Genomic DNA, 15,467 nt, shown 5'->3' with positions numbered 1-15,467 from the left:
ATATCTTCTCAATAGGGACTGTTCTGTCATTCGTACAGATGCAAGTCCCTTTTTTATTCAGTATTTTAATTCATGCAATATTGATTTTTTATCAGCTTAAAATGATAAGTCCAGATCAGTATTAAGAAAATGTCTATCTGGATTTTTTATCTATTTCATGAAACATGATGATCTTTATTATATAGCGCATTAATCGAGCATGGTTTTATTGAGATTACGCCAATTCATAGGTGCCATTCCAAACTGACTGATAAACCAACGAGTAAAGGAACTTGGTGTTGAGTACCCCAAAATGTCAGAAACTTGCCCTAGTGAGTAATTGATGTTTTTCAGGTAACGGAACACGAGGTTTCGACGTACATCATTGATTAAATCACTAAAACTGGTTTGAGATGCTTCTAAACGACGCTGTAGTGTTCGCACGTTAATACCATGCATTTGTGCAACTTGATCAATAGTAGCGCGGCCCATAGGTAAAAGTAGATAGATGCTTTTACGGATATCAAAAATAATAGAAGGCTCATTGTCATTTTGTAAGGTATCTAGATAACGTTGTGCATGATCGGCCATCGCTGTATTGGCTTGTGGATTTGCTGTATCAAGTTCTATCGCTGTACAGACGATACCGTTGAATTCGCTGCCGAACTCCAACGAGCATCCAAAGATGCGTCGATGTGTAGAGAGGTCATGTGGTGCACTGTGGGTGAAATGTATACTTAAAGGCCGCCATTTCTGAGACAACAGCGCAGCGCAGAAACGGTGCATAATTCCAAGTGCAAGTTCAGTTGCCTGACGGCTGTATACGGATGCAGTTGTCACCACTTCCTCTCGAATGATGACGGTATTGCCAACCTCCTCAATATAAATTTCAAGTGAATCATTGAGTAAATTACGGTAGCGGACAATTGTCTGTAAAGCATCACGTAAGGTATGTTGATAACTCAGTAGTAGACTAATTTCACCAAAATCAGATAGTTGTCTCTGTTCTGCCATGCGCAAACCGAATACCTCACAACCACTGATTTGAGCTGACTGTTCCAGTAAGGCAACTGCCTTGTCTACAGAAATACGTTGTTTCGTATTATTTAACTGAGTTGGGCAAATTCCGACATTTGACAATAAATGGTAAGGATTGACGTCTAATTGTTGCGTCACGTCCACATAATTTTTCAGAACGGCAGTATGCGCAAGAGGAACCATTTTTTATCTCCCTATTTTTAAACTAACCTATTCCTAGTCAGTCTTTATTTATAACCAAAATGCTCAGTCTCGAAAGCACCTACTTTCATCGTAAAGTAATAATGTATTTTTGTTCGTTCGTTTTTAGCTTTTTTTAAGTGTTTAAAAAGCTTTTCTGCATAGGAGATAGTTTTAAACGATTTGTCATCAAATGAAAAGAGCATGTCACTTAAAGAGCATTATTTGAAAAATCTACATCGTATTGTGGAGATGAAATTTATATCACTTATTATCCTCAGCGAGCATTAAGTTCAAAGGTGTAGAGATGGAAAAAATACTGACCAAGGCTACAGTTCTAATCATCCCTGGCTTACGTGATCACGTTGCTGAACATTGGCAAACGATATTGGAAGCACGTTTGATTAAGGTACGTTCTGTACCCCCTGTGCAAACGGACAAGCTGAATTGTGCAAAACGCGTTGAGGCAATTCAGGCAGAACTGGAAAACATAGATGGGCCTGTGCTTTTGGTTGCGCACAGTGCTGGTGTATTGATGGCCGTACATTGGGCAGCCAAGCATCAGCATCATGCCATTAAAGGCGCATTGCTTGTAGCGCCTCCTGATTTGAAACAAAGTTGGCCAGAAAATTATCCAAGTTCTGACACACTTCGACTCGAGGGATGGAGTCCCTTACCAAGTCAAGTACTGCCTTTTCCAAGCATTCTTGCTGCCAGTACCAATGACCCTTTAGCCAGTTTTGCTGCTGTTGCAGATATGGCGAAAACATGGGGCAGTCAATTGGTTAACTTAGGCGCTGTTGGTCATGTTAATCCTGCTGCTGGTTTTGGCCCTTGGCCACAGGCTGAACAGTTTATTCAACAGCTTGACATGATTGATGACTGTGTCATGTCTGCATAGTTCGTGAATGATTTTTTAGTTTTTTAAAAGCTTGTCATGTCAAGCATGACATCAGTTTAAGCCTTAATTTTACAATTTCTTAGTTTGTTTCACAGCTTTTGCTCATTCGTTAGCGAGATCAGCTGTAAATGGATTTTATAAAACAATAATTTACGCTTTTGCTCATTCTGTAAATATTGGATGCAGCAAGTTAATCAAAATAAATCATATCTATATGGAGATGATATGGTGAATAAGTTTTTATATTTAAATGAGAAAAGAAGTCATATTTTATTCATTCAAAGGGTTGGTTTCTCTTTGGGCTTAATCCTATTTATTTCAAAAGCGACAGCTGCTAGTTTTGATATCAATGACGATTGGAAGTTTGAAACTAACACGAGCCTAAGTTTAGGTGGCAGTTGGAGCACACAGGATCCTTCAGCTTCAATGCTTTATAAACCAGATGCGCTCAGCATTGGTAAAGAGGGACTTAGCGTGGATGTCAATGGTGATGATGGTCGTGCAAACTTTAGTAAACATGATGCAATATCCCAAATTATCAAAGGCTTAACCGAGTTTCGTTTGAATGGTAAACAGCAGGGTGCTGTGATCAGTACGAAATACTGGTATGACCATGCGTACGAAACAGGACATGGCGATTTAAAGCCATTTGATGATTCAGCATGGCCAAGGCTGGCAAAATTCAAGGGAATAGATCTTTGGGATGCATATATTTGGAAGAACTTTACATTTGATAATGGTCAGTCTTTCAATTTTAAATTAGGTAAACACGCTTTAAGCTGGGGGAAATCACAGTTTTTCCAGAATGGTTTAAATTCGGTCAGTGCATTGGATTTTGCCGCAATGAATCGACCTGGTGGTGAGGCAAAAGAAAGAATTATTCCTGTTGAAATGTTCTCTTTTACAGCAGGGATTAATCAAAATCTTAAGGTTGAAGGCTTCTATCAGTTCAAGTTCAGACCAACTGTCGTTGATGGCTGTGGGACTTTTTTTGCAATCTCTGATTTCGTTCCAGAGAATTGTGGACCAATTGTTCTAACGGTTACGCCCGGAGATAAGCTGTCAGAAAGCGCTTTAGATGCTCAAACTTTTATTCCACGTACAGAAAGTAGATATGCCAAAGATAGTGGACAATATGGTATTGCCTTAAAGCAAATTTTACCCAGTTTAAATAATGCTGAACTCGGTATGTACTATGCGAATTACCATAGTCGAAATGCAAATTTTGATGGCTTTACCGTGACTGCAGCGGGGCCACAAAACTTTAAAACAGCGAGTTTTTTTTCTATCTATCCTGAAGATATTAAGATGTATGGCTTAAGTTTGACTGGGAAAGTAGGAATGACAACTGTTTTCAGTGAATTAACGCATAAGCCAGATCAACCATTGCAATTAAATGGTACAGATATTGTTTATGCTCAAGTTCTGTCTAGTGAAACGCCATTTACACCTCCTGGTGTTGCTCCTGAGTTAGGCAAATATATCAATGGATATGTACGTTTGCCTGTAACCCAATTTTCAATAGGTGCAAGCGATAGTATTTCTAATGTTCTAGGGGCAAATGCATTGACTTGGTCTGCTGAGTTTGCAGCAAATCACATTGCTGATATAGGCAATCATCGTATTGGTCGAGTGGGTGTTTTTGGTCGCAGTGAACTCTCTACAGGTGCGTATAATCCTGAAACAGGTGAGTTTAAATGTACGCCATATGGTACTGCACATCTTCCAAATGACGTCATTGACAGCATGAATGAACGTTTTTGTAATAAAGAAGGTTTTTTTAGTGAATGGTCATTGGGTTATCGACTACGTGGCGCATTAAGTTATCAAGATATTTTGCCATCAACAGTTATTACACCTAGTCTTAGCTTCCGTCATGATGTACATGGTTTTAGCCAAAATTTTCAAGAAGGACAAATGAGCATAGGTGCGGCGGTATCGGCGACTTATCAGAAAAAATATACCACTGAAATCGCCTACTATAACTTTTTTGGTTCGAACGAATTTAGCACTATAGATGACCGAGACTTTGCTTCATTGGCCTTAAAAGTCAACTTTTAATCTGAATATTATTTCTTGTTTTTAAATATTATTTTTACATCCAATCAAAGTAAATCATGGTCAAGCAGTGACCGTGATTTACTGGTTTTAAATTATTGAAAGAGGTGAATGGGCTACCACCGTTTTTTTAATAAATCTAGAGGTTTAAATGCAATATATCGATTCAAAAATACAAGAAAAATCTAATCCTATTGGCATCCTCGCTTTAATTGCGAACTTTCTAGAAGAACAAGGATTTGATGCCCAAAGTGTATTTGATCAATTTGCAATAAAACTGGAAGATTTAAAAAATAATTTGACCCCTGTATCGTTGCAGACCCAAGGTGGTATTTTTAAAGCTGTAGAAGAATTAACGTGTTGTGATCATTTAGGATTACTCATTGGAAAAAATGCACAACTTTCGAATATTGGGCCATTACGCTTTTTAGTGCTAAATGCCGCGACGATGCGCGATGCAATGGCAAGTCTGTTTTATTATGGGAGTATGTGGTACCGAGGGCAAAAGCTGGATCTACAGGAAGATCAGGGGTATGCACGTATATGTATGCAGATTGAGGGTGAAATTTCTGGAAAAGAACAATATCAAACTGCTTATTTAGTTGCGATGGTTTCTATTATAGAATTGGTTTTAGGTAAGTCTTGGCGACCCACGTTAGTCCGTATTTCATACCCAAAACCGAAGTCTGCACATCTCTATGAAAAATTTTTCGGTTGTCCAGTATGGTTTGGCCAAACTCAACATGAAATTTTATTTCCTCAGGAGCAATTAGATCAAAAGCGGACAGGGCATGATCATCAATTAGACCATTTTTTACGTCAGCATTTATCCGAATTACGAACGAATAATCGCGTGGACATCATCACACAAGTATGTAAAATAATTGAAGAATTATTACCACATCGGCTTTGTAATATTGAGCGGGTTGCCGAATATTTTTCTATCCATCGTTTTACGTTGTACCGTTATTTAAATCAATACGACACAACTTTTGAATCATTATTAGAAAAAACCCGGAAGGAAATTGCAGTTAAACTGCTAAAAAATAAACAATTAATGATCATCGAAGTCGCGAATCAGCTTGGTTATGATGATCAAGCAAATTTTACCCGAGCATTTAAACGTTGGTACAACATCACACCTGCTCGTTGGAGACGAACGAGTCTTCCTATCTGAATGAATGCAATAAACAAGATTAAATGAATAAAATTTGAAATGAGTATTTTTTGAAAAAGTACATTGTATTTTCTTAAATCGTTAAGTCTTTTGTGGATCTTTGTGCCGAAATGACAAATATTTGAGACGAAATGACAAAATTAAAAGAGAAAATTATTGTAATTTAAAGACCAATTATAGAAGTAATCATTTACTGATATTAAAACAATAGACTTACAAACATCGGAAATAAGGATATTTTTCAATGCATGGAAATATGATGTTTCAACCACTTTTGATTAGTAGCTTAATCGAACATGCTGAAATTTATCACGCAGATACAGCTATTATTTCAAAAAATACTGATGGCTCTATGACGCAAAGCAACTGGGCACAGATTGCTAAAAATTCAAAACGTTTTGCGAATGTCTTACAATCACTCGGTTTGTCTGCAAGTGATCGAGTTGCAACTATTGCATGGAATAATCATCGTCATTTAGAAACTTGGTATGGAATATCTGGAAGTGGCTTGATTTGTCACACTATTAATCCTCGTCTTTTTCCTGAACAATTGACTTATATTATTAATGATGCAAATGATAAAGTTATTATTTTCGATAAAACATTTTTAAATTTAGTCATTTCAATTCAGGCTTCTCTTCCAAATGTAGAGCATTTTATTTGTCTTGATGCTTATGATGAAAACATTAAGAAAGCACTCCCTGAAGTACAGTTTTATGATGTGCTTATTGAGGCTCAGTCTGAGCATTATGAATGGCCAAAATTAGAAGAAACAACGGCAAGCTCACTTTGTTATACATCGGGTACGACAGGGAATCCTAAAGGTGTTTTATATAGCCATCGTTCGACGATATTGCATAGTTATGCAAGTTGTTTACCTGATTCATTAAATTTATCGGCAAAAGATAGAATATTACCTGTTGTACCCATGTTTCATGTTAATGCTTGGGGAACGCCTTATGCCGCGGCTATGGTTGGATGCAGTATGGTACTGCCTGGCCCAATGTTGGATGGGGCGAGTTTGGTTCATTTAATTGATCAATATAAAGTGACCAATGCATTAGGTGTACCAACGATTTGGCAAGGACTATTAAACGCAGCGCATCAGTCGGGTAGCAAACTTGTAAGTTTGACGCGCAATGTGGTGGGTGGGGCAGCTTGTCCACCATCAATGGTGAAGACATTTAAAGATGTATACCAATGTGAAACGATTCATGCTTGGGGGATGACGGAAACAAGCCCAGTCGGTTCAGTTAATCAGCTTAAAGCCAAACATTTGGAATTAGCTGAAACAGAACAGTTTAATGTTCGTTTTTCACAAGGTCGTCCACCATTTGGGGTGCAACTACGTGTGAGTGATGAAGAAAATGGGGTGACGGAAATTCAACGGGATGGTCAAACCTCAGGAAATTTACAAATAAAGGGACACTGGATTGTAGATTCATATTTTGGGGAAAATAAATCCGCTCTTACTTTAGATGGTTGGTTTGATACAGGTGATATTGCGACCTTAGATCAAGATGGCTATATGAATATTTGTGATCGTTCTAAAGATTTAATTAAATCAGGTGGCGAATGGATTTCCTCAGTTGAGTTGGAAAATATTGCGAGTGCACATCCGGCAATTGATATGGTTGCTGTAATTGCTGCTGTACATCCAAGATGGGATGAACGACCGATATTAATTGCAAAAAAATCAGCTGAAAGTCAAATTACAGCAGAAGATATTTTGGATTACTACACCGATAAAATTGCGAAATGGCAAATTCCAGATAAGGTTATTTTTGTGGATTCCATTCCTGTAGGTGGTACTGGAAAGATACTTAAAAAAGTTTTACGTGAAGAGTATGGTTCAGTTTTGTTAGAAGGTTAATCACGATTAATATTTTTAACATTAAATAATTAAGGAAAGGGAAATGACAGAACAAAAGTCTGCAGGCTTAAGATTCAGACAAGCACTGGAAGTAGAAAAACCATTACAAATTATTGGCACAGTGAATGCCTATGCGGCCATGATGGCAAAAGAAGTGGGTTATAAAGCCATTTATCTATCGGGTGCAGGTGTTGCCAACTATTCTTATGGCTTACCTGATTTGGGAATGACCAGTTTAGACAATGTTCTTGAAGATGTTCGTCGTATTACTGAACGTGTTGATACACCGCTCTTGGTCGATATTGATACAGGATGGGGCGGTGCTTTTAATATTGCACGTACTGTAAAACAAATGATTGCTGCAGGTGCTGCTGCGGTTCATATTGAAGATCAGGTTGCACAAAAACGTTGTGGTCATCGTCCAAATAAAGAAATTGTGACACAACAAGAAATGGTTGATCGTATTAAAGCAGCTGTGGATGCAAAAACAGATTCAAATTTTGTGGTCATGGCACGTACCGATGCCTTACAAAAAGAAGGTTTGCAGGCAGTAATTGATCGCGCTTGTGCCTGTGTTGAAGCAGGTGCTGATGCGATCTTTGCTGAAGCCATGACGGACATTACGATGTACAAAACCGTCTGTGATGCAGTCGGTGTACCTGTATTGGCCAATATTACTGAATTTGGTGATACCCCGTATTACACCACGGAAGAACTGGCTGAACAGGGTATTGCAATGGTGCTGTATCCACTGTCAGCAACGCGTGCAATGCAAAAAGCGGCGCTCGAAGTGATGCGCTCTATTCGTGAAACGGGTACACAAGTCAATGTATTGGATAACATGCAACCGCGTAAAGAACTGTACCAATTCCTTGATTATCACGCCTTTGAAAACACCTTAGATAAATTGTTTAAATAAAAAATTCAACATGGAGAATAAAAAAATGGCTGAAGGAAAAGTACTCACAGGCGCAGGATTGCGTGGACAAGTGGCAGGTAAAACAGCATTGTCAACTGTAGGCAAAAGTGGTGCAGGCTTAACCTATCGTGGATATGATGTGCAAGATTTGGCTGAAAATTGCCAATTTGAAGAAGTTGCGTATCTTATTTTCTTTGGTGAATTGCCCACTGCTGAGCAGCTTGCAAGCTATAAAGCGAAATTAAAATCGCTGCGCCAATTACCACAAGCCTTAAAAGAAGTATTAGAGCGTATTCCTGCGGACTCGCATCCAATGGATGTAATGCGTACTGGTGTTTCGATGCTGGGTAATTTGGAAACAGAAAAATCATTTACTGAACAGCAAGATGTTGCAGATCGTATTTTGGCAACTTTGCCGGCCATTATTTGTTATTGGTACAGATTTAGCCATGACGGTGTGCGCATTGAAGAAAATACCGATGATGATTCAATCGGTGCGCAATTCCTGCATTTACTTCGTGGTGAAAAACCAAATGAATTGCATGAACAAGTGATGAATGTATCACTGATTCTTTATGCAGAGCATGAATTTAACGCATCTACATTTACTGCGCGTGTTTGTGCATCCACATTGTCGGATATGCATTCATGTATTACCGGTGCCATTGGTTCACTGCGTGGACCATTACATGGTGGTGCAAACGAAGCTGCAATGGAAATGATTGAAAACTGGACGTCTGCCGACGAAGCCGAACGTGAAATGCTCGGTAAACTGGAACGTAAAGAAAAGATCATGGGCTTTGGTCATGCGATCTATAAAGACAATGACCCACGTAATGGCATCATCAAAATCTGGGCAGAACGCTTGGCGAAAGATGTAGGTGATACGGTACTTTATCCAGTGTCAGTACGTTGTGAAGAAGTGATGTGGCGTGAGAAAAAATTATTCTGTAATGCCGACTTCTTTCATGCTTCAGCGTATCACTTCATGGATATTGCAACGAAGCTGTTCACGCCAATCTTCGTGATGAGCCGTGTCACAGGTTGGGCGGCACATGTGATGGAGCAACGTGCCGATAATCGTATTATTCGTCCAAGTGCGGATTATACGGGGCCTGAACTGCGTAAAGTTGTACCAATTACAGAGCGTTCTGCCGCGTAAATTGATAAAAGTTGTAATAAAGCCTCTTCGGAGGCTTTATTTATTGCTGTGTGTTAAGAATAAGAAGCCATACCTAAAAAAGATGGTCGAGCATTTTACAGTGCTACCTTATATGAATTTTTTAAAATATAAGTGAAGTTTTCCGATCAGTGAGCATGATCACGATGGGGAAATTGATCATGCCTAATGAAAAAAATTCATGATTCTGCTCATGTGCGCCCACTAATTGTTTTTCTTTATGAGTGTTTAGATAACGCTGGTTAAGTTATAAATCTCTATATATTCAATGATTCATGTAAATATTCCCAGAAGTGGGATTTGAATATTTACATCGGCCCAAGTGAAAATTAAAAGAACTCATCCTTAACTGAATTCTTTCGATTGAATGATGTTTCGTTTAATGTGCTAGATTTTTGAAAATCTGTTTAAGGCTTTCCATCATCTTTTCAATTTGCAAGGGTGTTAAACCTTCAAAAGATTGTTCCAAAACAATATTGGTCAGATCGTTAATCTTCTGGGTCATTTGTTGCCCTTTATCCGTTAAAACAACACGGGTAATTCGAGCATCGTCTTCACATGAATATGTTTCGGCTAAGCCTTCGTCTTTTAAGCGATAAACAATTTTTGTCGTTGTGGACATCTTGGATACAACCATTTCAGATAAATCTGAAACACTGGCATGCGGTTTTAACTTTAAGGAAAGCAAGATACGACGTCGTGAATTATCTAAACCATATTTTTTCAAGACATGGTCTACGTTCTGTACATATTGAGCATGTACTTGAGTAACCCAGTAATATGGAAAACTGTCTAAGCTAAAATCTTCCGATGAAGGTAAAAATTTACTGTATTTTTTAGTCATGGATGGGCTTCCCTGTAAGATTTTGTAATTGTAATTCGTTAACGCACGCATTTTATTATAAAGTTAATTTGCTGCGCAGAATATACTAAATTTTTTTAGAATGAATCAATCTATATATTAAGTTTTTTATAATGTAATAAGGAAACTTATATTAAAGTAAGTTTCCTTATTACAAAGAATTAAAAATTAAGTGTGATCGTTGATAAGGGACATGGTATAGCTGTCTTTATCTTGATGAAATACTACAATACTTTGGGCAAACTTCAGCACTTCTTTCTTGAACTTCAGAGTTTTGATAGAGATCTGAAAATAGTGTCGTATTGTAAAACGACAGGGACGAGCATTTCAAACTTTTGGTTATTATGCATGACCACGATCTTCACTTGCTGCTGATCAAATGATGACTCCAGATTAAGATATGCACCTTCATAGCTAGTATTCGCAATAGTTTTCGATGTTTTTTTGAAGGTCAATGCTTTTCATTCGTCATGGCAAATAAACCTGTAAATTTTTTTGATTGGATTAGAAACTTACTTAAGTTTAACGATAGATTATTTCATGACACAATCTTTGCTATGTTTCATCCTAGTGAAAAAAATAGACTTGGGAATTGATCTTTTTAACAAAAAGTTTCTGACATTTGTGTTATAGGTTGAATAAGTTAATACAACTATAAAATAACTTTTTAATAAACAATGACTTAGATTAATCTCTGTTTTTCATTATTTTTCTTTAAATATGACCATGCAGTCTATTTTTTTAAATAAAAAATTAGATGAATAGATAGTGTGAATTATGAAAAAGGGTAGAAAATTTGTACAAGTTTAATATTTAGTGGTTAAAAGTACAAAAATCTAATTACAAACTTTATAGATTGTGCATAATAAATTTATCTATTGTTGAACAGGTTACATATATGGATCCGTCGCCGTGCAGGTCTACATTTAGTTTTTACCAAATTCATAAAATCGGAGATATAAACTAATGGAGTTTTTATTAGATCCGGGAATTTGGGTTGGATTACTTACCCTTATTGTTTTAGAAATTGTTTTAGGTATTGATAACCTAGTCTTTATTGCCATTTTGGCTGAAAAACTTCCTCCTGAACAACGTGATAAAGCACGTGTTATTGGTCTTTCGCTCGCATTAATCATGCGCTTGGGCTTATTGTTTGCCATCTCTTGGTTAGTCACCTTGACTAAACCACTCATTACCGTCTTTGACTGGACTTTCTCAGGTCGAGATCTGATTCTCTTATTTGGTGGTTTGTTCTTGCTTTATAAAGCAGTAAGTGAATTACACGAAAGAATGGAAGGCAAGTCTGAGGTTAAAGTTACAACGAATGTTGTGTATGCAAGCTTTACAGCAGTTGTAGCACAGATTGTAGTATTGGACGCCGTATTTTCTTTAGATTCTGTGATTACTGCAATTGGTATGGTTGACAATATCTATGTGATGATGGCTGCAATGGTTGTAGCTATGGCATTGATGTTACTTGCTTCTAAACCATTAACCGATTTTGTAAATCGTCATCCGACCGTTATTATTCTGTGTCTAAGCTTCTTACTCTTAATTGGTATTAGTTTGATTGCCGAAGGTTGTGGTTTCCATATTCCAAAAGGCTATATTTATTCAGGTATTGGTGTTGCGATTTTGATTGAAGCTTTCAATCAGTTTACTCAGCGTAACACTACAAAACATGAATCAAAGATTCCATTGCGTCATCGTACCGCAGATTCCATCTTAAAATTGATGGGTGGAAAAATGGAAACAGTTGCAAATAGTGCTCAACATTTTGAAGCGCAAGAAGCATTTGCGGATGAAGAACGCTATATGATTGGTGGGGTATTAACCCTTGCTGAAAGATCAGTGGCTTCTATTATGACACCGCGCAGTCAAATTTCTTGGGTGAATATTGAAGATGCACCTGAGCGGATTCGTGAACAGGTTTTATCCGTACCGCATAGCATATTTCCAGTTTGCCGCGGCAGTCTAGATAAAGTTTTGAGTGTTGTGCGTGCAAAAGAGTTACTTGATGTTCTGGATGATGAGGAACAACTCAAAGCACTGATTAAGCATCATCGCCCGATTTATATTTTTGAAAAAATGAAAGTGATAGATGCAATTAATACCTTGCGTGCATCAAAAGGTTCATTGGTTTTGGTCAGTGATGAATTTGGTAATGTACAAGGTTTAATTTCTCCGCTGGATGTTTTTGAAGCGATTGCAGGGGAGTTTCCTGATGCAGATGAACAACTTGATTTAGTCAAAATTGATAACCATACTTGGAAAGCATCTGGAATGTTGGATGTGTATCAGCTTGAATTAGAGTTGGGTATGATTGATTTGGTTGACGAAGATGCTGGTTATATTAGTGTTGCGGGTTTAATTTTAGATAAAGCCCATGGTGAAGTCGTGTTGGGTACTCAATTGGAGTATCACGGGGTTCACTTTGAGGTGACTGAATTAGATGAAAACCGAATTAAATCTGTTTTAATTACATATCGCTAGAAGAATATACAGCATACCTGTAATGGTATTTGACATTTTCTCAGTCATAAATTTTTGAATTGATTAAAAGAACCCAATGGCCGCGTGCTGTTGGGTTTTTAATTGATCTTTCAATCGGTATATATGTTTAGATCAAAGTAATGGTTAGATTTTGAGGATTTTAATATCCGCATATTGTTGAATTAAATCAGAATTCAAGCTGTGAATATAATCTATAAATGCCACATTAAAATGCCCTAGCATTTTTGTCTGTTCAAAGGCTAATTTTCCTGCAATTGCAAAATGAGTGTGTGCAGCTAGAGTCGCGATAGTCGGTGTTGCTACAGCGCAATAAGCCGCAATTAAAGCACCCAGTGCGCAACCTGTTGCAGTAACTTTAGGTTGTAAATCACTTCCACCATTGACTTGAATGATTGCATCAAATTCTTTGGTTAAAATAAAATCAGATTCACCTGAAATAGCAATACATTCGGCATGTTCTAATAGTACTTTGGATTGGTTATAGACATCGGCACTATCTAAAGTACTATCAACGCCTTTGGATTGCACTTGGTTGCCAGAAAGGGTGCTGATTTCCGAAGCATTACCACGAATAACAGTGGGATTATATTGCAGTAACTCATCCACCATATCTGAGCGCCATTTTAAAATAGTCCCATAACCGACAGGGTCGAGTACCCAAGGCGTATGAGTACGTTGCGCCGTTTGTGCAGAAATCAGCATAGCCTGCATTTGTTCACTGGTCGGTGTACCCAAATTAATGCTCAGTGCTGCAGAAATAGTGGTAAAGCTTTCAGCTTCAAATGGATTATCAATCATGGCGGGAGAAGCACCAGCAGCGAGTAAAACATTGGCTGCATAATTGGCTGCAACACTATTGGTAATACATTGCACGAGCGGCTGCTGAGTTTGCAGCTGTGTCCATGCTTCAACAATATGCTCGATTAGTGTTGAAGTTTGATCCATGGGATTGTTCCTTAAGTTATACAGGGCATGATTAGAAAAACTAGACATATTCATCACCATCTATTGGGTGAAATAATGGTCTTGATGCTTACAGGTGCGACAGAATAAGGTCACATAATTTTCCGCATCGTAATCCACATTAAGTTCATTTGAACCACAATACATACAACGTTTTTGTGAATAAAAACTTAAACGTGGTTCAATTTTTTTCCATGAATGTCGAATCGGTTGAAAAAAGATATTTTCATCGTAGCCTAGAAAGCGAAAAAACAGGATTTCGCTCATTTTACTAAAAGGAATATTATGTGGTCGTGGAAGGGTAGATGTTTCCCATTTTTCTGCCACAGCACGTTCACGATATTGTTGTAAGGTTTTCTTTAATAAGTTGGTATTAATAAAGTTTTCATTCCGTGCTTTGAGCGCTTTTTGTTGGTTTAAATATTCCAATGCTGTTTGCACCAAATAATAAATCTGCCCGACAGCCAAGGAATCCATCAAGCGATAACAAAAGGTTTGAAAAGCATTATTTCCTGCAATTTGTACGCCCCAAGTTCGGCAATAAAATTGAGCAAACTGAATAATTTCTTGATAGAGCACTAAGTAGAGGACATTTTTAACTTCATCTGCATTTTTAAATGGCACACCCATGGTTAACTTTTCATAAAACCAATTTCGCAGTTGTTGGGTGACACTAAATAGGCTGGGTTCAGAATAGCCATCTAAACGTACATTGACATAATAATGATGTGCTTCAGCAGCAAAATCTTTAGCAATTAAGATTTGTTCTTTAACCAATTGCTTGACCAAATAATTTTGAAATAAATAATTGGGTGTAATGGAATGGTATTTAATATTTTCCCAATCAATATATTCATGATGTGTCGTATGTTCTTGAACTTGATTATCCAAAATACTCAGTAAAAATAATTTATTCAGAAAACTGATTTGATCCAGACTATATTCAATCTGATCTTTATCTTTGGATTTAATTTTACGTTGCTCTTGCAGTCGTGTTTCTGTGAGCATTCTTTTTCGATTGGCTAAGCATTTGTCACAATGACAGTTATGTCGTGGGTCTTGAAAAACACGATGATGGCAGTGACTACATTCATGAAAATTAATGGCTTGTTCGTATTGTTCTGCTTCAATCCAGAACATAGATGCCTGACATAAAGGGCATGATGTACTTTCATCTAACTGTTTTTGCAGAATCTGAAGAAGCATGGAAAGAGTCAATCACAAGTCTGGTTAATTATAATATCGATTATACACAGGTCTTTTGTGATGACGTGCTGGATTCGTGCTGTATGAACAATAAATCAGTATCGAGAAATGCTGTTCAATATTATTCATCTAAATGGCCTAAGTGTTTTAAAAACATTAATGTAGAAATGAAAAACAAATCTTTTCATTTCTACATCCGAAGTATGGTGAAATCTGTGTTTTTGAATCCGTTAACTAATAAGAAGCAGGGCAAGGCAATGACTCATCTTCTTCTCCTAATTGCTTTGCATCAATTAAGGCTTTCACTTTTTTGGATGGCAGTCTTTTACTGCCTAATGTATGGTAATTATTCAAAATTGCACTGATATCGGGCGCTTGCATAGGAATACCTTCGCAACTCATAAACATTGCAATGACTTTATGATCAATTCCTACTGCATTAAGTGTCTGCATGGTTTTGATATTTTCCACACGGACAATATGTTCTTTTAGATACATGGAAACACCTCTTTTCGTTATAACTTAATTTTATAGTGCGCTTTGCACACATGATTACAAGCAAGAAATATGCTCAAAATGTAGTCATCTTGAAAATAAGTGTCAATTTGAGTTGAATG

General features: G+C 37.4%; 12 protein-coding genes. 7 read left to right on the top strand and 5 right to left on the bottom strand.

The genetic code is table 11. From position 1 onward, the window contains the following. Nucleotides 1-189: 189 nt before the first annotated feature. Nucleotides 190-1,200 carry an AraC family transcriptional regulator gene (locus tag B9T25_RS08065; RefSeq protein WP_086187928.1) on the bottom strand — a complete coding sequence of 337 codons (1,011 nt, stop codon included), beginning with the start codon at nucleotides 1,198-1,200 and terminating at the stop codon, nucleotides 190-192. Nucleotides 1,201-1,504: 304 nt separating this feature from the next. Between B9T25_RS08065 and B9T25_RS08060 the strand changes: the two genes are divergently transcribed. The 6 genes from B9T25_RS08060 (at nucleotide 1,505) to prpC (ending at nucleotide 9,287) form a co-directional block, all read left to right on the top strand. After that, complete coding sequence (locus B9T25_RS08060) at nucleotides 1,505-2,098, top strand: RBBP9/YdeN family alpha/beta hydrolase (RefSeq protein WP_086187927.1); 594 nt, start codon at nucleotides 1,505-1,507, stop codon at nucleotides 2,096-2,098. 225 nt (nucleotides 2,099-2,323) lie between these two features. Continuing rightward, a complete protein-coding gene (locus B9T25_RS08055) occupies nucleotides 2,324-4,159 on the top strand; it encodes a DUF1302 domain-containing protein (protein ID WP_416202356.1) in 1,836 nt (611 codons plus the stop codon). 148 nt (nucleotides 4,160-4,307) lie between these two features. Next, a complete protein-coding gene (locus B9T25_RS08050) occupies nucleotides 4,308-5,333 on the top strand; it encodes an AraC family transcriptional regulator (protein ID WP_086187926.1) in 1,026 nt (341 codons plus the stop codon). 244 nt (nucleotides 5,334-5,577) lie between these two features. Then, on the top strand, nucleotides 5,578-7,206 hold the full coding sequence (locus B9T25_RS08045) for a long-chain fatty acid--CoA ligase (protein ID WP_086187925.1): 1,629 nt from the start codon (nucleotides 5,578-5,580) through the stop codon (nucleotides 7,204-7,206). 43 nt (nucleotides 7,207-7,249) lie between these two features. Further along, nucleotides 7,250-8,125 (top strand): methylisocitrate lyase, encoded by an 876-nt coding sequence (gene prpB, locus B9T25_RS08040; RefSeq protein WP_086187924.1) that lies wholly within the window; start codon nucleotides 7,250-7,252, stop codon nucleotides 8,123-8,125. A 25-nt stretch (nucleotides 8,126-8,150) separates the two neighbouring features. Continuing rightward, nucleotides 8,151-9,287 carry a 2-methylcitrate synthase gene (gene prpC, locus B9T25_RS08035; protein ID WP_086187923.1) on the top strand — a complete coding sequence of 379 codons (1,137 nt, stop codon included), beginning with the start codon at nucleotides 8,151-8,153 and terminating at the stop codon, nucleotides 9,285-9,287. Between the two features lie 397 nt (nucleotides 9,288-9,684). Here the strand turns inward: prpC and B9T25_RS08030 are convergent, their stop codons facing one another. Then, nucleotides 9,685-10,149 (bottom strand): MarR family winged helix-turn-helix transcriptional regulator, encoded by a 465-nt coding sequence (locus B9T25_RS08030; RefSeq protein WP_086187922.1) that lies wholly within the window; start codon nucleotides 10,147-10,149, stop codon nucleotides 9,685-9,687. 984 nt (nucleotides 10,150-11,133) lie between these two features. On the opposite strand from B9T25_RS08030, the gene B9T25_RS08020 reads away from it, so the two are divergent. Beyond that, the gene (locus tag B9T25_RS08020) at nucleotides 11,134-12,660 is read left to right on the top strand and encodes a TerC family protein (RefSeq protein WP_086187921.1); all 1,527 of its coding nucleotides are present in this window, start codon (nucleotides 11,134-11,136) and stop codon (nucleotides 12,658-12,660) included. Nucleotides 12,661-12,804: 144 nt separating this feature from the next. Here the strand turns inward: B9T25_RS08020 and thiM are convergent, their stop codons facing one another. The 3 genes from thiM to B9T25_RS08005 form a co-directional block, all read right to left on the bottom strand. Then, nucleotides 12,805-13,626, bottom strand: coding sequence for a hydroxyethylthiazole kinase (gene thiM / locus B9T25_RS08015; protein ID WP_086187920.1), 822 nt, complete (start codon nucleotides 13,624-13,626; stop codon nucleotides 12,805-12,807). A 60-nt stretch (nucleotides 13,627-13,686) separates the two neighbouring features. Then, on the bottom strand, nucleotides 13,687-14,850 hold the full coding sequence (locus B9T25_RS08010) for a hypothetical protein (RefSeq protein WP_086187919.1): 1,164 nt from the start codon (nucleotides 14,848-14,850) through the stop codon (nucleotides 13,687-13,689). A 234-nt stretch (nucleotides 14,851-15,084) separates the two neighbouring features. Then, nucleotides 15,085-15,348: a hypothetical protein gene (locus B9T25_RS08005; protein WP_086187918.1), complete on the bottom strand. Its 264-nt coding sequence runs from the start codon at nucleotides 15,346-15,348 to the stop codon at nucleotides 15,085-15,087. Nucleotides 15,349-15,467: the final 119 nt, after the last annotated feature.

Origin of the sequence: Acinetobacter sp. ANC 4470 (assembly GCF_002135335.1) — a bacterium.
Classification (GTDB): domain Bacteria; phylum Pseudomonadota; class Gammaproteobacteria; order Pseudomonadales; family Moraxellaceae; genus Acinetobacter.
This window is presented reverse-complemented; position numbering and strand designations above follow the sequence as displayed.

Coding starts and splice junctions, on each gene's coding strand:
- B9T25_RS08065 (WP_086187928.1), bottom strand. CDS start 1,200: ATGGTTCCTCTTGCGCATACTGCCGTTCTGAAAAATTATGTGGACGTG.
- B9T25_RS08060 (WP_086187927.1), top strand. CDS start 1,505: ATGGAAAAAATACTGACCAAGGCTACAGTTCTAATCATCCCTGGCTTA.
- B9T25_RS08055 (WP_416202356.1), top strand. CDS start 2,324: ATGGTGAATAAGTTTTTATATTTAAATGAGAAAAGAAGTCATATTTTA.
- B9T25_RS08050 (WP_086187926.1), top strand. CDS start 4,308: ATGCAATATATCGATTCAAAAATACAAGAAAAATCTAATCCTATTGGC.
- B9T25_RS08045 (WP_086187925.1), top strand. CDS start 5,578: ATGCATGGAAATATGATGTTTCAACCACTTTTGATTAGTAGCTTAATC.
- prpB (WP_086187924.1), top strand. CDS start 7,250: ATGACAGAACAAAAGTCTGCAGGCTTAAGATTCAGACAAGCACTGGAA.
- prpC (WP_086187923.1), top strand. CDS start 8,151: ATGGCTGAAGGAAAAGTACTCACAGGCGCAGGATTGCGTGGACAAGTG.
- B9T25_RS08030 (WP_086187922.1), bottom strand. CDS start 10,149: ATGACTAAAAAATACAGTAAATTTTTACCTTCATCGGAAGATTTTAGC.
- B9T25_RS08020 (WP_086187921.1), top strand. CDS start 11,134: ATGGAGTTTTTATTAGATCCGGGAATTTGGGTTGGATTACTTACCCTT.
- thiM (WP_086187920.1), bottom strand. CDS start 13,626: ATGGATCAAACTTCAACACTAATCGAGCATATTGTTGAAGCATGGACA.
- B9T25_RS08010 (WP_086187919.1), bottom strand. CDS start 14,850: ATGCTTCTTCAGATTCTGCAAAAACAGTTAGATGAAAGTACATCATGC.
- B9T25_RS08005 (WP_086187918.1), bottom strand. CDS start 15,348: ATGTATCTAAAAGAACATATTGTCCGTGTGGAAAATATCAAAACCATG.